11 protein-coding genes and 1 pseudogene are annotated in these 20,209 nt (G+C 43.8%); 7 read left to right on the top strand and 5 right to left on the bottom strand.

Annotation, left to right across the window (positions count from 1 at the left end):
• Positions 1-125 precede the first annotated feature (125 nt).
• Complete coding sequence (locus tag IQ276_RS00120) at positions 126-2,876, top strand: cation-translocating P-type ATPase (protein ID WP_193917830.1); 2,751 nt, start codon at positions 126-128, stop codon at positions 2,874-2,876.
• A gap of 585 nt (positions 2,877-3,461) precedes the next feature.
• A complete protein-coding gene (locus tag IQ276_RS00115) occupies positions 3,462-4,337 on the top strand; it encodes a DUF4394 domain-containing protein (RefSeq protein ID WP_193917831.1) in 876 nt (291 codons plus the stop codon).
• Between the two features lie 313 nt (positions 4,338-4,650).
• Here the strand turns inward: IQ276_RS00115 and IQ276_RS00110 are convergent, their stop codons facing one another.
• The 4 genes from IQ276_RS00110 to IQ276_RS00095 form a co-directional block, all read right to left on the bottom strand.
• Positions 4,651-6,885 (bottom strand): glycoside hydrolase family 57 protein, encoded by a 2,235-nt coding sequence (locus tag IQ276_RS00110; RefSeq protein WP_193917833.1) that lies wholly within the window; start codon positions 6,883-6,885, stop codon positions 4,651-4,653.
• Between the two features lie 157 nt (positions 6,886-7,042).
• Entirely contained in the window at positions 7,043-7,273 is a 231-nt protein-coding gene (locus IQ276_RS00105) for a NifU family protein (protein ID WP_190882778.1), read from the bottom strand.
• Positions 7,274-7,373: 100 nt separating this feature from the next.
• Positions 7,374-9,116, bottom strand: coding sequence for an ATP-binding protein (locus IQ276_RS00100; RefSeq protein WP_235115307.1), 1,743 nt, complete (start codon positions 9,114-9,116; stop codon positions 7,374-7,376).
• A 173-nt stretch (positions 9,117-9,289) separates the two neighbouring features.
• Positions 9,290-9,526, bottom strand: coding sequence for a hypothetical protein (locus tag IQ276_RS00095; protein ID WP_073642243.1), 237 nt, complete (start codon positions 9,524-9,526; stop codon positions 9,290-9,292).
• Positions 9,527-10,277: 751 nt separating this feature from the next.
• Here IQ276_RS00095 and lepA point away from each other — a divergent pair.
• The 4 genes from lepA to IQ276_RS00075 all read left to right on the top strand — a co-directional run bounded on the left by lepA (position 10,278) and on the right by IQ276_RS00075 (position 18,646).
• Positions 10,278-12,089 carry a translation elongation factor 4 gene (gene lepA, locus IQ276_RS00090; RefSeq protein WP_193923251.1) on the top strand — a complete coding sequence of 604 codons (1,812 nt, stop codon included), beginning with the start codon at positions 10,278-10,280 and terminating at the stop codon, positions 12,087-12,089.
• Positions 12,090-12,341: 252 nt separating this feature from the next.
• On the top strand, positions 12,342-15,005 hold the full coding sequence (locus IQ276_RS00085; RefSeq protein ID WP_235115306.1) for a PAS domain S-box protein: 2,664 nt from the start codon (positions 12,342-12,344) through the stop codon (positions 15,003-15,005).
• A 314-nt stretch (positions 15,006-15,319) separates the two neighbouring features.
• Positions 15,320-16,507 carry a glycosyltransferase family 4 protein gene (locus IQ276_RS00080; protein WP_193915953.1) on the top strand — a complete coding sequence of 396 codons (1,188 nt, stop codon included), beginning with the start codon at positions 15,320-15,322 and terminating at the stop codon, positions 16,505-16,507.
• 276 nt (positions 16,508-16,783) lie between these two features.
• Positions 16,784-18,646 (top strand): alpha-amylase family glycosyl hydrolase, encoded by a 1,863-nt coding sequence (locus IQ276_RS00075; RefSeq protein ID WP_193915955.1) that lies wholly within the window; start codon positions 16,784-16,786, stop codon positions 18,644-18,646.
• A gap of 50 nt (positions 18,647-18,696) precedes the next feature.
• Here IQ276_RS00075 and IQ276_RS00070 read toward each other — a convergent pair.
• Positions 18,697-19,876: pseudogene (locus tag IQ276_RS00070) on the bottom strand (RNA-guided endonuclease InsQ/TnpB family protein).
• Positions 19,877-19,935: 59 nt separating this feature from the next.
• On the opposite strand from IQ276_RS00070, the gene IQ276_RS00065 reads away from it, so the two are divergent.
• A complete protein-coding gene (locus IQ276_RS00065) occupies positions 19,936-20,139 on the top strand; it encodes a hypothetical protein (protein ID WP_193915957.1) in 204 nt (67 codons plus the stop codon).
• The last annotated feature ends 70 nt before the right edge of the window (positions 20,140-20,209 follow it).

Below are 20,209 nucleotides of genomic sequence, written 5' to 3'. Positions count from 1 at the left end.
AACACCAATTTTAAAAATGAAAGGTACAGATTCAAACATAAAAATTCAGATTAAATCTGATGATTCTTAATTACGAATTACGAATTACGAATTAGTTTAACGGTTACTTTGATTTGGAGATAGAGATGACAGCAGATACGATCGCTACAAATACTTTTGCTGATTCCACAAAGGATTTACTCAACTATGAGTGGCATACTCTCGCGGAACAAAAAGTTCTGCAAACCTTAGCCAGCCATCCAGAAGCAGGTTTGACCCATAAAGAAGCTACCACGCGGCATCAACAGATGGGTGCAAACCAACTAACTACTAAAGATGGCAAAAGTCCTTGGCTAAAATTTTTAGAGCAATTTAATCAACCACTACTATATATTTTGCTGACGGCCGGAGTAGTAACGCTGCTGCTGCGAGATTGGATAGATGCGGGAGTAATTTTTGGTGTCACCCTGATTAATGTCATCATTAGCTACATTCAAGAATCGAAAGCAGAAGGCGCGATCGCTGCTTTATCTAAAGCTGTGACTACCGAAGCAACTGTGATTCGGGATGGTCAAAAAACCCGTCTGGCTTCCACTGAACTTGTTGTTGGCGATCTGGTACTGCTAGCATCTGGGGATAAAGTACCTGCGGATCTGCGGCTATTAAGTGTGCGTGGGTTACAAGTTGACGAGTCTGCTTTAACAGGCGAATCTGTTCCGGTGGAGAAAGCAACTTTATCGCTGGCTGCCGAAACACCATTAGCCGAACGCAGCAATATGGCCTATACAGGAAGTTTCGTCACCTTTGGACAGGGAGAAGGGATTGTAGTTGCGATCGCAGATGCCACTGAAACTGGGCGCATCTCGGAGTTAATTGAAAGCAGCACAAATCTGAAAACACCACTGACGCGAAATATTGACAAGTTTAGCAAAACCTTGTTGTATGTCATCTTGAGTTTGGCTGGTCTGACATTTGCAGTCGGATTAGGACAAAATGAATCTTGGATTGATGTTTTCAAAGCAGCTGTGGCTCTGGTAGTCAGCGCGATTCCGGAAGGATTACCTGCAATTGTCACAGTCACGTTGGCGATCGGAGTTTCGCGGATGGCACGACGTAACGCAATTATTCGCAAGTTACCCGCAGTGGAAACATTGGGAAGTACCACCGTTATCTGCTCTGACAAAACCGGCACGTTGACCGAAAATCAGATGACGGTTCAGAATATTTATACGGGTGGACAACACTACACCGTCAGTGGTATTGGTTATGCCCCAGATGGTGAAATCCTGATGAATCAGCAGCCCCTTGATTTCAATGCAGATGGACATGTTGCTGTTTGGGAATGTTTAGAAGCGGGATTGCTGTGCAATGATTCTCACATCCAATGGCGAGACGGGCAGTGGAACTTAGTCGGAACCCCAACTGAGGGAGCATTGATTACGGCTGCGAATAAAGCAGGATTGACACCAGAGAATCTAGAAAAAGAATTACCCAGAATAGATACCCTTCCCTTTGAGTCCGAATTTCAATACATGGCGACTTTGCATGAATTAGATGCAAAGCAAGGGCTGAATGTGATTTATCTCAAAGGTTCTGTGGAGGCAATTCTTCAACGATGCGATCGCATGTTCGACGCTCAAGGACAACAGGCTGCGCTTAATCCTGCCGCAGTGGAGCAGGAAGTTGCTGGTATGGCAAAACAAGGGTTACGAGTGCTAGCTTTTGCTAGAAAAGAAGTTGCGGCTAAGCAATGCTTGGAGCGCCATGATATCGATCGAGGACTGATGTTCCTGGGACTTCAAGGCATAATTGATCCGCCCCGCGAAGAAGCGATCGCCGCAGTCAAAGCCTGTCAATCTGCTGGGATTAAAGTCAAGATGATCACTGGGGATCATGCGCTCACAGCTACTGCCATCGCCCGCCAAATGGGTATTTGCTCCGCTGAAGAACAGGTGTTTACCGGACAGCAATTAGCTCAGATGGATGAAAAAAAATTTGCCCAAGCAGCTGAGCAAGGCATGGTATTTGCGCGAGTTGCGCCAGAACAAAAGTTGCGTCTAGTGAAAGCGTTACAACTCAACGGCGAAATTGTTGCCATGACTGGAGATGGTGTTAACGATGCTCCCGCTCTCAAGCAAGCAGATATTGGTGTAGCGATGGGTATAGCTGGGGCAGAGGTTACCAAAGAATCTGCGGATATGCTGCTAACTGACGATAACTTCGCCTCAATTGAAGCTGCTGTGGAGGAAGGGCGCGGGGTTTACCGCAACTTGCGAAAAGCGATCGCTTTCTTGCTGCCGATCAACGTTGGAGAATCCATGACGATTTTAATTGCCATTCTCCTGGCAACTGTGCTTCCCATCTTACCAATCCAAATTCTCTGGCTGAACATGGTTAGTTCAGTAGGGTTGATTGTTCCCCTCGCCTTTGAGCCAAAATCTGGACACGTGATGCAGCAACCACCACGCAACCCCAGAGAAAAGCTTTTATCAGGTAGTTTACTCCAGCGCATCTTAGCGATTTCCGTCTTCAATTGGGTGGTAATTTTTGGGGTATTTCAATGGATACTTCAAACTACGGGTAATGAAGCCTTGGCTCGCACGATGGCGATTAATGGGTTGGTGGCAGCAGAGGTGTTTTACCTGTTAAGTATTACCCAGTTTTTACCATCTTTAGTTGCCAGAATCCAAGGTAAACGGACACCCGTAGCCTATGCTCCAGCGATCGGAATTGTAATTGTGGTGATTTTACAATGTCTGTTCAGTCAGTGGAGCATGATGAATCAAGTGTTTGACACGACACCTTTGACATTTACCCAAGCTCTCATTTGCATGGGTGTAGGTTTGCCAGTAGTGTTCATAGCTCTGATCTTGCAGCGTTTCGATCCGCTCAATTAGCGATAGTGCTAAGTACAGCGCATTATAATGGGTTGTAGCTTGCTTCACCGTAGGAGTACGAAGTGAAACCCAACAAAGCCTTGATAATGTTGGGTTACCCGGCAGAAAGCCGCCCTCCAGGCTTCTACATTCCTCAAACGCCAACTTGCTTCTCCCAGGGGGAAGACGCTGCCCCAACAAGTCAGGAAACCGCAAGGGCGCAGTGGCTCCCCAACCTACACCTTTGACTAAGTAAATAGGTGCAAATAAGCATAACTATATTACTAGAATTAAATACGCCTAAAACCTTTACAAATGATTAATCACAAAGGATAAATGACAATTTTAACTAGTTAACTTTATTTATGCCTTTATCATATGTCAGTAGAATTTAAACTACAAAAGTTTAAAGTTTCAATGAAGATTGATTCTGTGTCTTGAGTTTACAGAACTTGTTAGTGTACTATTTATTGTAAGTAAAATTTACATTCTAACTCCAATAAAAAATTTACAACGGCGGAAATATATTTACGTATTTACGCTAATTGTACGTTTGGCTGAATTTTACTCACCACACAAGTAAAACTCCCAATTAAAGGCATTTCAATGAAATTAAGTAAGCTAGGTACAGTCTTCACTGCACTGGTAGTAGCAGCGATATTTGATCTACTCAGCGTCGCCAAACCTGCGGCGGCCGTTAGTCTGGTGGGCCTAACTGAAGACAACAATTTAGTTCTTTTTGATTCCAGCAATCCCACCAGTACTAGCACTGTCTCAATCACTGGGGTCGATGGTACTTTGTTGGGCATTGACCGTCGCCCAGCTAACAATCTGATCTATGGTCTCACGAATACTAACAACATATACACCATTAACCCGTTCACTGGTGCTGCTTCTCTTGTAAGTACCCTCTCCGTACCCTTTACCGGCGGCACTATTTCTGGAGTAGACTTCAACCCAGTACCCGATCGCCTACGGGTCGTTGGTAGCAATGACCAAAACTACCGCATCAACGTGGATACTGGTGCAGTTATTGTTGATGGGACATTGAACCCAGGAGATCCCAATATTACTGCTGTAGCATACACCAATGTTGATAATAATCCAGCAACCGGAACTACACTGTACAATATTGACTACATTAGTGATGCATTATTTATACAGAATCCGCCTAATGCTGGCACTTTGGGGCTAGTAGGTTCTCTCGGTTTGGACATTATCTCAGCAGCAGGGTTTGACATCTTCACAGACAATGGGGTGAATACTGCCTTTGCGGCACTGACTCCAACCTCGATATCCGGCTCCAATCTATACACCATCGACTTGACCACAGGTGCTGCTACTTCAGTAGGCACCATCAGCGGCGGTAAGCGTCTTATCGGCCTGACAGCTGTTGTCCCTGAGCCTAACATTGGTCTTGGCGCTTTGCTCGGTGTTGGTGTTTTTGCTCTATTAGGTCGTCGCCCTAAGTTGGTCCGATAGACAGAGTTCTAATCTAGTTAATCCATTTGGGATTGAGAATCCGGTTTTGGATATGGTTGTCTTTCCAAATACTGTGTTAAAGGCTTTTTAGCAGTTTAGGGGAGACCGCAAAAATAAAGATACCAGCCGTGTTTCGAGTTTGTTCGTTAGTGTAGCTTGGATCTGGGTTATGACGGCTGGTATCTTTTTTCAGGGCAAGTGCCTTAGTGAAAGCAGACTGACAAGATACTCAGTATATCCACATACAGATGGTGTAGGGTTCTAGTCCCTACACCATCTGTAAAATTAAAGAATAATACAGTATTGCCTGAATTTACGGCACCTCAATGGGAATCAAAGCATTTTCTGGGAAGTAGTTACAAAAACGCCCTTCATCAGCAAGCACCAAAATCAAGCGCAGGGGATAATCTGGCGGAACTTGCAAATCTGCCCAGGGTACTGCCAACTCTAAACAACTATTTAAAGCTGCTTGAGCGCGACTAGTGCGAGAATGCCATTGATAATTGTCTCCAGCTTCCCGAAAATAAATTGATTGTGTCAGCAAATTAATTTCCAGAAGATGGTGGAAAAGATAATTCATTGGGGCTGCATCTGGGACATCTGCCAAGGGAACTGGGCTGTTGACCATTGTTTTGTCTGGATAGTACCATAGCAAATTCAACTCTGTTGGCAAATCCCGCCCCGGCACAACACCACTTTTAAAATCCACTCGCAAATAGAAATTGAGGTGATCCACCCCATACCAAAGTCGCTGGACGAGGCTGCTGTTGTGCATTGTTCCCCGCGCCCCCCCGATTTCTAAGCGTCCAGCTTTGTCCCAGTCTTGTTCATCTCCTTTGCCATCAATAATTGGATGAATAAACCCTTGTGGGCGATGGTTTGCCTGTGCTTGGTGAACCTCTACTGGTTGTTTGAGATAGGGCGGTACAGGTTCATTTAAGGCTTTGTAAATGCCAAACAGATGTTCTCGAAACAACTGATCAAAGACGGCATCCTGATTTGAGGAATGTCCAGCACCAAACCACCAAAACCAATCGGAACCCTCTGCGGCATACAAGGCTTCCCAAGCTTCTGGGTTATTTTCTTCCGTTGCTTCTGGATGACTCGCCAATAAATTCCTAGCTTCTGTAAGGTAATCCCAAGCACGATTTTTGGCGGGATCGCCAATCCAAGTGGTGAAACTGCCATCTACCCAAGAACCGCTGTGTAGTTGTTCTCCGGGGATGGTGGCTGTGGCTGGAAATTGTTCGAGAAATTCGGAGACGGTGACGAGTTTGAGGTGGGGTTCGTTGCTTAAGGTTTGATATAAAGCTTCTAGGAAGGGTTTACCGTCTTGGGGATAATATTCCCAGCAGTTCTCGCCATCCAAAGCGATGGTAACGAGCCAAGGTTGTTGACTTTGGCTGTCTCTTTGGGTTCTGGCGATCGCTTGCAAATGTCCCACTAAGTCCGCAGCTGCCTGTTTTGCTGGCATGGCGCTATAGGTAAAGCCAATCAAATCTGATAACCTGTGGTCACGAAACACAATTGACAAGTCACCTTCTGGGGTTTGCAGGCGATACGGTCGGTACAGAAGTTCTGGTTGTTCTACATTCCCTGCCCCATCCCGATGGAAAAAGTGTTTCAGCGTCCATCCTAAAACCGCCTCATCTGAGCATATCCACTTAAATCCTTGGTTAATAATATGTGGAAGTATTGACGGACTTACTGACTGTTCGGAAGGCCATAAACCACGGGGTATCTGTCCAAAGCGGTCTTTATAAAAGTTCCAAGCTTTCCGTAAGTGACGCGGGATATCTTCTGCCCACTGAAACCGCTGCTCAGGTAGTGTCATATTTGGCACAGCTACTCGACCAGAGTTAGTATCAGCTAGCAAAGGTAAAATCGGGTGAGTGTAGGGCGTGGTGGTAACTTCTAATTGTCCCGCCTGTTGCATTTTCCGATGTTGGGGGATAATGCGACTGAGGATTTCTCGTTGTTTGGAATAAATGCGCTGGCGATCGCTTAAAGTAAAATTCCGACCCTGCTTTAACCAAGTGGCAATTTGTGGGTCATCCCAAAACAGCGGATCGATCCAAGCCAGATTGTGCCAAGCCAGCAAATCACCATAATCTGACAATTCCCAATTTGCCAAACACCAACTTTGCCCTTTTTCCTGCCTTTGGTGATACAACTCGGCATAGCGGGGATGAGGATCGATCAGCGTATGGTGATTGGCATCAAAAAAGTGTTGAATAATGAATTCCCGCTGTTGTTGGCTCAGTTGATCGTCCGGTGTCAAACTAGCTGTGAGGTAAGGGTCAAAAGCAGTGCCAGCAATATAATCTTCCAGTTGCAATATCAGCGATGGTACTAAATTCACCGTTTGGTGTAACTTAGGATACCGTTCTAGGATTAATATCAAATCCAAATAATCTTTAGTGCCATGCAAACGTACCCAAGGTAAGCGATACTGCTGACTAGGAGATAGCGAAACGCCGCTGCCAGGAGATTTGTACAGCGGCTGATGTTGATGCCAGATAAAAGCGACGTAGAGGGGATGGGACATAAGGAGTGATTAGGGATTGGGGATTAGGGATTGGGGATTGAGGATTGGGAACTAGGTATTAATGATAAATTATGAATGAATAAATGCATTGTTCCTCATTCAATACCGAACGTTAATTATTCCTAGTACCCAGTCACCAGCCCCCAGTCCCCAGTCCCTAAATGACTTGTTCAACTTCTGCAATTTCGGGAATCATTTCCCGCAGGCGACGTTCAATACCCATTCTCAAAGTCATTGCAGAGCTTGGGCAAGAACCACAGGCACCTTGCAACCGCAGTTTGACAATAGGACCATCAAGTTCTACAAGTTCTACATTGCCGCCATCAGACATCAGATAAGGGCGCATTTCATCTAAGACTGTTTCAACGTTGTCAGGTGTTAATTCCATAGTTTTAGACCTACTCTGTTAGGGATGGGCACTCAGCACTCCCAATGCCCATCCCTAACTTAACACTTCTTAGGACTGGGAATTTTTTGTTGAACCGCTATCAATCATTAGATGAAACGATCACTGGTTGTTGATATAGGGGCACGGTGAATGTGACTGTTGAGCCAAGTCCCTCGCCCAGACTGTAGAAATGGACTTCACCACCCATTGCTTCCACTAGCTTCTGGGAAATTGCCAGCCCTAAACCTGTACCGCCGTACTGACGAGTCCGGGAGCCATCCACCTGAGAGAATAATTGAAATAGTTTATCTTGTTTATCTAAGGAAACACCAATTCCAGTGTCTGCTACACGCACTTTCACCATACCTGGAAATTGCTGACCTTGAAATTGCGCCTTTGTCTTTTTGAGTACTAAATCGGCGCTGACAGTGATGCCGCCTTCATGAGTAAATTTGATGGCATTGTTCACCAAATTCAGCATGACTTGTAGCAACCGTTGGTAATTACTTTGGACGATGATTTCATCGGAGGTAGCTGGCATTTGCATCTGGAAGCTGAGGTTTTTCATCTCTGCTTGAGGACGCATGAAATTTTCTACATCAGTAAAGAGTTCACCTAGCTTGACTGGAGCGTAAGCTAGTTCCATTTTGCCAGCTTCAATTTTAGCGATGTCTAAAATATCATTAATAATATTTAACAGATGTATTGATAAGTGATGAGCTTCTTGTAAAAACTGGTTTTGTTCTTCTGGATCATCTGCCATGCCTTCCAAAATCAGCTTTAAAAAGCCAATCATCCCGTTGAGGGGAGTACGAATTTCGTGGGATACATTGGCGAGAAACTCACTTTTGAGGCGGGAAGCGTCTTCAGCTTTTTGGCGGGCTGCTTCTAATTCTTTATATAAAGTAGCATGAGCGATCGCTGTTCCCAATTGATCCGCTGCTTCTTTGGCTAGTTCTAGTTCCGATTCTGTTAATGTGTAGCATTCATCTTGCCAACTCAAAACAACCAATCCATTGGCTTGGTCTTGATAGCAAGTTGCAACTACTAAAGTTTTGTGCTGCCTAGAATCAGTGTATCCAGACACATCCATTACAACTGGTTCTAAGCTTGTCAATGCCTGAGTAAAGGCTGGTTCAGAAGCTATATCTATTTCTGAGCCAATCATTGAGGTAAGTTCTGGCTGGTGATACTCAGCCTTCACTTCTACTTTTGTAGTACAAGGCTGATAAGGACAGATAATGCAGCGTTCTAGCCGCAGTGCTTTCCCCAAACTATCAACTGTTTGCTGCCAAATAATATCTAAATCCAATGTCCGCCGAATATTCCTAGTAATCCGATTTACCAGTTTTTGGTGTTGCTGCGATCGTAAAGCCAACTCTATCTGTGTGGGCGTTTTTGCTCCCACACACACTTGTTTTTTGTTGAGTGTCGCTTGCAGCAAGCGTCCCATCACTAAAACTGTAGTGGCAGCGGTTCCCAAACTTGGCATAATCGGACTAATTACTAAGTCCAACTCAAATAATTCCTGGTGATAGCTAAACCAGCACTGAAACCTTTCTGGCACCAAATTTGTCAAAATTCGGTGTAATCGTTCCAAATAGGCAACCTTATCCACGGGAGCAAAGGTTTGAGTCTGGTTGACTTCATCAACTATTTTTTCGGTTTTTAACCCCAGGAGTTCGCTGTGCTGCCAACAAAAGGTCAGATAGCGCCCTGCCCCATCTTGCGTATACACCAACTCGGCTCCTAGAGTTGGCAATGAGCCATCAGTTTTACTGGTAATAGATTCCAGATTTTGGGAAAAAATATTCGGCAATTGGGAATTGGCAGTAATAGTCATTAATTGAGTTGGATAGACAAAGGGTATCCGACCGGGATTTTACCAAAGCTGTTCAAATTTTGGCATAAATTTTTACAGCTTTTGCATTTTTGATTGAGTATCTCTTGGTGTTCTGAAATTCAAGTTGGCAAACTTTACTTTTGTTAAGTGGGATTGACAGCTGATTGATGATGTCAATCGTTCCATTCACCCCGAGGAGGAACGGGAGTACGCACAGGCGTGCGGGTCAGTTCATCATCTCTTAGTATTTCGCCCCGCAACCACTGACGAATTGCCACCTCAATCACTTTGCTTGGGTCATTAGTGAGGTGCTGAATTTGCTCGAGTAACTCTGAGTCTAGGCGGACGGCAATTTCTACCTTATCGGCTCGTGTGTTTTCCGCGTCGGTAGCTTTGTGTTGCATATTCATAGGTTTATATACTCTGAATTGGTTTTGTTTAAAGCTTTGTAAAGTAGTTATATTCATAATTTGGGCTAATTCACTGAAGAATCTTCAAGGGTATAGTTACATAGTTCCCCGAAATAGCACCAAAGTAACAGCTTTAACTTTTAAGTCGCATTTTTCATATAACTGACTAGACAAGAGCTTTCTAGAAGTTTTGCCGATGAATCAGTGACTCCGGACAATTACGGGTGGCAATTGCCCATGATCCCTACATGTACTTATTTACATTTATTGTACGCTTCCAGCTGATGAATACTAACAGCGACAAATAGACTTTCATAATATTCTTAAAAGTCCACCTATTTATATGCAAAGTTGAAGATGAGGTGAAGAGGGGATTGGGGATTGGGGACTGGGGATTGGGGATTGGGGACTGGGGACTGGGGACTGGGGATTGGGGATTGGGAAGAGGACAGGGGGACGTGGGGGCGCGGGGATACGGGGAATGAAGAGAATGGAGGAACAAGGGGAAAGACTTGTAACAAGTTATTCCCTATCCCCTCATCTCCCTCATCCCCAGTCCCCAATCCCCAGTCCCCAATCCCCAGTCCCCAATCCCCAATCCCCAATCCCCAGTCCCCAGCCCCCAGTCCCCAATCCCCAGTCCCCAATCCCCAGTCCCCAATCCCCAGTCCCCACTTGGCTAAGAAAGCATTAAAATACATTAAGTAAATTGCTTTTTTAACTTTGGTTGCTGCTAAGGCAAAGATAGTATATGACTGACGTTCCCGCAGTTCGCATTCGCAATTTCTGTATTATTGCTCACATCGACCACGGGAAATCAACCCTCGCCGATCGCTTGCTACAAGCTACTGGCACTGTTGAAGACCGACAGATGAAGGAACAGTTTCTCGACAATATGGATCTAGAACGGGAGCGCGGCATTACCATTAAGCTGCAAGCTGCCCGGATGAATTACACAGCCAAAGATGGTCAGCAATATGTGCTGAACTTAATTGATACTCCAGGACATGTGGATTTCTCTTATGAGGTGTCGCGTTCTCTTGTTGCTTGTGAAGGAGCGTTATTGGTAGTAGATGCGTCCCAAGGTGTGGAGGCGCAAACTTTGGCAAATGTATATTTAGCGTTAGAAAATAACCTGGAAATTATCCCGGTTTTGAATAAAATTGATTTGCCAGGGGCTGAACCAGAACGGGTAATTGGCGAAATTGAAGAAATTATCGGCCTAGATTGTAGTGGTGCGATTCTGGCTTCTGCTAAAGAAGGAATTGGTATTAATGAGATTTTAGAAGCAGTTGTCGATCGCATACCGCCACCACCCAATACCATAAATGAACGCTTACGGGCGTTAATTTTTGATAGTTATTATGATAGCTATCGGGGAGTAATTGTGTATTTCCGGGTGATGGATGGCACATTGAAAAAAGGCGATCGCATCCATTTAATGGCATCCGGTAAAGAATTTGAAATTGATGAGTTGGGCGTCCTCTCTCCCACTCAAAAGCAAGTTGATGAACTCCACGCCGGGGAAGTAGGTTATTTGGGAGCGGCAATTAAAGCTGTAGCTGATGCGCGGGTAGGAGACACAATTACCCTGAGTAAGGCGAAAGCAGAGACACCTTTACCAGGCTATGCAGAAGCGAACCCGATGGTTTTTTGCGGCATGTTCCCCATTGATGCTGACCAATTTGAAGATTTGCGGGAAGCCTTAGAAAAGCTAGAACTCAATGACGCAGCACTGCATTACGAACCAGAAACTTCTAGTGCGATGGGGTTTGGTTTTCGTTGCGGGTTCTTGGGCTTGTTACACATGGAAATTGTCCAAGAACGTCTAGAGCGAGAGTATAACCTGGATTTAATTATTACAGCGCCTTCGGTGGTTTATAAAGTTATAACCGTCAAAGGTGAGGAACTGTACATCGATAATCCTAGCCGTTTACCTTCTCCTAATGAACGCGAAAGAATTGAAGAACCCTACGTTCAGGTAGAAATGATTACACCTGAAATCTACGTTGGGACTTTAATGGAGTTGTCACAAAACAGACGTGGCATTTTCAAAGATATGAAATATCTTACCCAAGGACGCACCACACTTACGTATGAGTTACCCTTGGCGGAAGTTGTCACGGACTTTTTTGACCAAATGAAATCGCGATCGCGGGGTTATGCCAGCATGGAATATCATCTTATTGGCTACCGAGAAAATCCCCTGGTGAAGCTAGATATTATGATCAACGGCGATCCTGTGGATTCTTTGGCAATGATTGTCCATCGAGATAAAGCTTATAACGTCGGGCGATCGATGGCAGAAAAACTCAAAGAACTAATTCCCCGCCATCAATTTAAAGTGCCAATTCAAGCCTCTATCGGCAGTAAAGTGATTGCTAGCGAACACATCCCTGCTTTGCGAAAAGATGTGTTAGCCAAGTGCTACGGTGGTGACATCAGCCGCAAGAAGAAACTTTTACAGAAGCAGGCAAAAGGTAAAAAGCGGATGAAATCTGTAGGTACAGTAGATGTACCCCAGGAAGCTTTTATGGCAGTACTGCGCTTGGATCAAAACTAGTTTAATAGTGGTTAATCTTCAAAGATGATTAGCTGCTTGGGGCTACATCTAAACCTCTGCCAACAGCAGGCTAAACTGTAGGGGTTTCGGCTTGTTGGTGGCAGATTTTTTTTAGGACTTAGAGTTTTTACAAGAGAGACCCTACCACCATGAGACTGACTTACTGTTAGATTCAGTGGTTCAAAAAATGTGCTTCTAATGCAGGATTTCTAACATCGGCAATTATACTTTATTGTAGAAATTCAAAACATTATGAGTCCCAAGCAAGCCCAAGAAAAAGTCTCTGAAGCAGAACAAAATTATCGCATCTTGATAGAACAAATTCCGGGTGTTGTTTATATTTCACCGATTAATCCCACCGGGAAAGTTGCTTATATTAGTCCGCAACTGCAACAATTATTAGGCATTGCCCCTGAAGATTGGAATCATAGTTTTTTCAATAGTTGGTTAGATCACACTCATCCAGACGATCGCGATCGCTTTTGGCAAGCTGTAAACACTACAATTTTCAGCGGGGAACCTTTGAGCATCGAGTATCGGATGATTAGGCATGATGGCAGAATAATTTGGGTACGAAACCAAGCCAATGTCATTGTCTGTGTGGATGGAGAAACTCAGGTACTTCAGGGTTTAGTATTTGATATCAGCGAACGCAAACAAGTCGAAGCTGCACTGCAAGAAAGTGAAGCGCGTTATCGTGCCATCCTCGAAGACCAAACGGAACTCATTGCTAGAGGCTTGCCAGATGGCACTATCACCTTTGTTAACGAAGCTTTTTGTCGATATTTTGGACTAAAGCGGGAAGAAATGATCGCCCACCACTACGAACCTATTGTGTTTGAAGAAGACCGGGAATATGTGTTTAATGTGGTAAATTCTATCAGCTTAAAAAATCCCGTTGTCTCCTTTGAAAATCGGGTTATAGCTTGCCAAGAGGTGCGTTGGGCACAGTGGATTACACGAGGCATATTTAATGATCGAGGTAATCTTGTAGAATTGCAATCGGTGGGACGAGATATTACTGACCGCAAACGTGTAGAACAAGCCTTAAGTGAAAATGAGCAAAAATTCCGTGCCATTTTCAATCAAACTATTCAGTTTATGGGATTGCTTCAGACAAATGGAATTGTTTTAGAAGCCAATCAAACAGCACTGGATTTTGCTGGAATTACACGAGAAGAAGTCGTCGGTAAATGCTTTTGGGAAGCAAAATGGTGGACAATTTCTCCAGATACACAAGCACAATTAAAAACTGCGATCGCCGCTGCTGCTAATGGTGAATTTATTCGCTATGAAGTTGATATTTGGGGTCGAGACGATCGAGTTATCACTATTGATTTTTCCCTACGTCCCATACTTGATGAAACAGGGCGTGTGACAGTCATAATTTCAGAGGGACGAGATATTAGTGAATGGCAAGCCGCCCTGCGCGAACGCCACAAAGCTGAAGAAGCATTGCGCTCAAGTCAAGACTTTTTACAAAAAGTTGCTAATACTGTACCGCATATTTTATATTTATTTGACCTGTTACAAGGAACAAGCGTTTATCTTAATCAGCAAAGTGTTACAGTTTTAGGCTATTCCCCAGAAGAAATTTGTCAAGCAGATCCGCAATGGTTGATGAATTGCTTTCATCCAGATGACCAATACCTCTGCTATGACGTACCAAGTCGCTTCACTCACCTCAAGGACAATGAAGTTCTGTCCACTGAATACCGATTCCGTCACAAAAATGGTGAGTGGCGTTGGCTGAATACGCGAGAAGTCGTGTTTGCCAGAGATGCTAAGGGCACTCCAACGCAGATTCTTGGCTCAGTAGAAGATATTAGCACTCGCAAACAAGCCGAAGCAGTTCTGCGACAACAGGCCACAGGGGAGAGGCTAATTACTGAAGTGACTCAACAGATTCGGCGATCGCTAAATTTAGAAGATGTTTTAAATACAACGGTAAATAGTATTCGGGAGTGTTTGCGTTCAGATTGTGTAGCTATTTACCAGTTAGCCGCTGACGGCAGTGGTTATTTTGCAGCGGAATCTCTGGCTGATGGCTATCCTCAGACATTAAAGCAGACAATTTTGCCATTTTGCATGAAGGCAGATTTTAGCCAATATTACCAGGGATTACCGACAATTTTGCATGATATTCAACAGTATGATTTTTCATCTGATGTTTTTGAGTTATTGCAACTTTATCAGGTGAAGGCTGCGATGGTATTGCCAATTTTGAATGGCGAACATCTGTGGGGTTTACTGATTACTTACCAGTGTGCCACACCTCGTCACTGGCAACCATTTGAAGTTAATTTGTTGCAGCAATTGGCTTCTCAGGTAGCGATCGCTATTCATCAATCAGTACTCTACCAGCAGCTACAAGCTGCCAACGAAGAACTACAAAGATTGGCTACCTTAGATGGCTTGACTCAAATAGCCAATCGCCGCCGATTTGATGAATATCTCGAAGCTGAATGGCATCGACTCAAACGAGAGAAAATGCCACTGTCGTTAATTTTGTTCGATGTTGATTTTTTTAAACCCTACAATGACACCTACGGTCATTTAGCAGGAGATGATTGTTTACAACGAATTGCCAGTGCGCTCTTAAGTATTGTTAAGCGCCCAGCAGATTTAGTAGCCCGTTATGGTGGAGAAGAATTTTCTGTAATTCTGCCGAATACAGAAATTAAAGGGGCAATTCATCTAGCTCAAGGGATTCGACAAGCAGTACGCAACTTAGCGATTTCCCATACTCAATCTAGCGTGTGTGACCATGTAACCGTCAGCCTCGGCGTTGTCAGCACTTTGCCAAATTGTGAAATGTCGCCGCAAGACTTGATTAACGCAGCAGACAAAGCACTTTATACCGCTAAACAAGAGGGACGCGATCGCGTTCGTGCTGTTTGCTGTTCACCTCTTTAGTGTGGGTATTTGGTATTGGGCATTGGGCACAAGAGGCAGAGGGGCAGAGGGGCAGAGGGGCAGAGGGGAAAGAACAAGGCACATTGAACTCTCCTCTGCTCCCCTGCTCCCCTGCTCCCCTGCTCCCCATCTCCCCTGCTCCCCCTGCTTCCATACCCCATACCCCATAGTTCGTAACCTTTGATAAGCTTTAACAAAATAACTGTTAAAAAATCTAAAAATTTGAGTAAATGCACTCAATAAAATTGGCAGACTTATATTTTTAGATAAATCTAGTTTTTTAGATATTTGTAAAGTGTCGGGGAATCTAGCAGATGAAGATACTGGTACTGAGTTGGGAGTTTCCACCCAGGATAGTTGGGGGAATTGCGCGTCATGTAGCCGAGTTGTACCCGGAATTGGTCAAGCTAGGGCATGAAGTCCATTTGATTACAGTGGAGTTTGGTCAGGCATCGATGTATGAGGTGGTGGAGGGAGTAAATATACATCGAGTACCAGTGGGACATAGTAATGACTTTTTCCACTGGGTAGTCAATCTTAACGAGAGCATGGGAGATCACGGTGGTAAGTTAATTTTGGAGGAAGGCCCGTTTGATTTAATTCATGCCCATGATTGGTTAGTTGGAGACGCGGCGATCGCTCTCAAGCATAATTTTAAAATACCACTAATTGCCACAATTCACGCTACGGAATACGGACGTTACAACGGTATTCATACTGATACACAACGTTATATTAATGGTAAAGAAACAATACTTGCTTATAACGCTTGGCGGATTATTGTTTGTAGCGATTATATGCGACGGGAAGTAGAACGAGCGCTATACAGCCCTGGGGACAAAATCGATGTCATTTATAACGGTATCCGAGCCGAAAAAAAACGGCATCACGAAGATTTTCATGCCCTGGATTTTCGCCGCCAATTCGCCAGCGATGATGAGAAAATCGTTTATTACCTTGGTCGTATGACCTATGAAAAGGGTGTACCGATATTGCTCAGTGCTGCACCCAAAATACTTTGGGAAATGGGAGGTAAAGTTAAATTTGTCATCGTTGGCGGTGGAAATACTGACCATCTCAAACGCCAAGCTTGGGATTTGGGAATTTGGCAGCATTGCTATTTTACTGGTTTTCTTTCGGATGATTACTTAGATAAATTTCAAACTGTTGCTGACTGTGCCGTATTTCCCAGTCTTTACGAACCCTTTGGAATTGTGGCTTTAGAAAGCTTTGCTTCTCGTGTCCCCGTAGTTGTTTCTGATACGGGTGGTTTTCCAGAAGTAGTGCAACATACCAAAACAGGCATTGTGACTTGGGTAAATAACGCCGATTCTTTAGCCTGGGGAATTTTGGAGGTGTTGAGAAATCCAGATTATCGGCAATGGCTGGTGGATAACGCTTATGAAGATTTAGAGCGACGGTTTAGCTGGCCGCAATTAGCCAAGCAAACCGAAGAAGTATATGGGCGAGTTGTGCAAGAGCGATCGCAAATTGACTGGTAATGAGTCAATTATACTGTTATACATATAACATTAAAGACAGCTAAATTTAGCTGTCTTTAATCAGTGAATATATGTAAACTTTCTTGAAACTTGCATAAATCCCGAATTAACTTTTGATAAATCCACAACAGGCACTGCTGTAATTTTTTCAGCAGAGCAAATTAAATCTGGTTACGGCGTTGCTCAATTGCAGTATGAATCCACATTGCACAGACGCTAAATCAGCAACGTCAACACTTTACTATTTAAGTCATCTCTTGGAGATAAATTTAATTTATGGTGCTTTCAACCAAGCCAAGCGTTAATTCAGATACGCCTGTAAAAGCCTCTACCCATACTGGAATGGGAGCTATTTTCTACGAAACAGGAACAGCCTTTCGGGTTTGGGCGCCATTTGCTTCAGCAGTTTATGTAGCTGGAGATTTTAATCAATGGTCTACAACCGCAAATCCCCTCGCCTCTGAAAATAATGGACACTGGTCTGTAGATGTTCCGGAAGCTAAAGAAGGTCAAAAGTACCGCTATGTAATTAAAAGTGAATTCATCCCTGCTGATACCGTGTGGTGGCGCACCGATCCTTATTGCAAACATGTTCTCGATAATGACGACGCATCTGGTGTAATTGTCAAAGATCGATATGACTGGGGAACCAATACTTTCAATATGCCACCCTGGAATGAATTGGTAATTTATGAACTGCATGTGGCTTCTTTTAATAGAACCGACGCCAAACCTGGAGATTTGAGTTCAATTATCGATAAACTAGCTGTTTTAAAAGACTTAGGTATCAATGTCATTGAACTGATGCCAATTTTTGGTTTTCCTGGCGAATACTCTCTAGGTTATAACCCTGCTTTCCCCTTTGATATAGAAAGTAATTATGGCGAGGCTAGTGAGTTTAAAAACTTTGTCAAAAAAGCCCATGAACTTGGCATAGCCGTGATTCTTGATGTAGTGTACAACCATTTTGGCGATCGCGAACTAGATTATTCTCTACGGCGGTTTGATGGTTGGTATCAAAATAACGGCGATGGCATCTATTTCTACAATGACAGACGCGTGCATACCGATTTTGGCCCCCGCCCAGACTATGGTCGGGGTGAAGTCCGCCAATATATTCGTGACAACGCTCTAATGTGGTTAGAAGAATATCACATAGACGGTTTACGGTTTGATTCCACAGTCAACATTCGTAATATTGAGGGTAGGAACAACGAGCCTGCAAATGATATTCCCGAAGGCTGGAGTTTGATGCAATGGATTAACAATGAAATAGATAGCAAGATGCCGTGGAAAATTACCATTGCCGAAGACTTGCAAAATAACGAATGGATTAACCGTAGCACAGCAGCCGGGGGAGCAGGATTTGATTCTCAGTGGGGTAGCTTTTTTTACTATTCAATTTTTAATGCAGTGGTGGCTCCCAGCGATAGTGCGCGTAATATGTACAGCGTTCGGGACGCAATTTTGCAAAGATTTGAAACCGATGCTTGGAAGCGAGTCATCTACAGCGAAAACCATGATGAAGTAGCTCAAATTAACAACAAAGTCCGCCTTCCGGAAGCAATTTGGCGCGGTCATGCAGATAGCTGGTTTGCCCGCAAACGCTCTACCTTAGCAGCAGCTTTGGTGTTTACATCTCCTGGAATTCCGATGATTTTTCAAGGTCAGGAATTTTTAGAATGGGGAAGTTGGAATGATTCTGGCAGTTTAGATTGGAGCAAGAAAGATCAATTTGGGGGAATCTGGAGTCTTTATCAGTCGCTAATTCGTTTACGCCGCAACTGGTACAACAACACCAGAGGTTTGCAGGGGCAGCATGTGAATGTACATCATGTCAACAATAACGACAAAGTTATTGCCTTCCATCGTTGGGACAACGGCGGAGCTGGTGATGATGTAGTCGTGATTGTCAACATGGGCGATCGCTCCTACGATAGCTATAGCCTGGGCTTTCCTCGCGGCGGCACTTGGAAGGTAAGATTTAATAGCGACTGGAATGGCTACAGCCCAGATTTTGGCAATCATCCTGGTTACGATACCTTTGCAGAAGGCAGCAATCCCAATAACTCCGATGGTATGCCCTTCCGTGCCAATGTTGGCATTGGCGCTTATAGTGTTTTGATTCTTTCTCAATAAAATTATGGCTAGTTGACACTCCCCAGCCATAAATGGCGGGGATTCCAGCGTCACTGACGTTCCTTGCTATAAGAGGTCTTTCGACCAATAGAAGTAGAGGAAACATCTCGACTGGCGTTACTTTGGATCTGCCCGACCCTAGCGCTCGCACGACTTAAAATTACTTTGGCAGCATTCACATCACGTTGTTCCATATGTCCGCAATGTGGACAAGAATGAGTTCTAGTGCTTAAAGATTTTTGAACTTTAGCACCGCAATTACTACATTCCTGACTGGTAAAGTGGGGAGGAACTGCAACAATTTCTCTACCAAACTTTTTTCCAAAGTATTCGAGCCACTGTCGGAAGCTGTACCAAGAAGCATCTGTTATGCTTTTGGCTAGTTTGTGGTTCCTTACCATGCCGGAAATATTTAAATCTTCCAAGACTACCTTAGCGTTAGCTAGGCATAAGTTACGCGCCAGTCTCAAGGCGTGTTCATTCCTTTGTCGAGTTACTTTTAAATGTTTACGAGCATAAATACCACGCGCTTTTCTTCTACCAGATGACCCTTTTTTCTTTTTGTAAATGTTACGTTGGCTAGCTTTAATATCTTTTTCAGCTTTACGTAGATATCGCGGATTTTCTTCATGGTTGCCCAAAGAATCAGAATAGAAGTATTCCAAACCAACATCAATACCGATAACAGAAGTAGTTAATGGTGCATCTTGCTGGTTATCAACTTTGACGCAAAATTGTATATAGTACCCATCGGCTCTACGCACTTTTCCGTTCTCGTTTAATTAGCTCAACAGGGTATTTATGAATATCCCACTTACCTAATAGCTTGAGTTCGCCAATACCTTTTTTATCAGTAAAAGTGATGCGGCGTTTAGTTGGGTGCAGCTTCCATCCAGAAACTTTGTACTCAACTGAACGGCTGTGCTTTTTAAACCTGGGATAACCTTTCTTGCCCGGTTTTTTGGCTTTGCAATTATCAAAAAATCGGTTAATAGCACGCTCAACATTTTCTACTGATGCTTGAGTTGCATGGCTGTTAAGCTCATTAACAAATTTAAATTCTGCTCTTAACTGAGTGTTGTACTGGTACAGTTCTTTTTTGCCAACACCGCGATTATCCATCCAATATCTAAGCACTTTGTTTCTGACAAATTGGCTTGTACGAATAGCTTCATCTATTGCTGTTAATTGGCCTTTTTTGACAACTGCTTTATATTCCAGTACCAACACTATTGAATCACTTACTTGGATTTGCTAAATTAAATTTAGTATACACGGCATATCTAAAAATGACAACTAAAAAAGGACAGAAAAGACTAAAAAATATACCCATACTTCATGATGAAGTTAAGACAAAAAGAACCGTGGTCTTAACACCTACAGCATGGCAGAATATTAAAGATGAAGCCCAAAGGCAAAACTTAAGTGCAAGCGAGTTAATTGAAGAATGGGGACGGCGAATAAATTCGCCTGCGGTTTACCCCCATAAATAAATTTAGGGGCTTGCACACCGCGATTTATTTGGTCATAAAAGCAATAGCAACAGCTGTTGTTGGAACGGCT

This window comes from Desmonostoc muscorum LEGE 12446 (assembly GCF_015207005.2).
In the GTDB taxonomy this organism is placed as follows: domain Bacteria; phylum Cyanobacteriota; class Cyanobacteriia; order Cyanobacteriales; family Nostocaceae; genus Nostoc; species Nostoc muscorum.
This window is presented reverse-complemented; position numbering and strand designations above follow the sequence as displayed.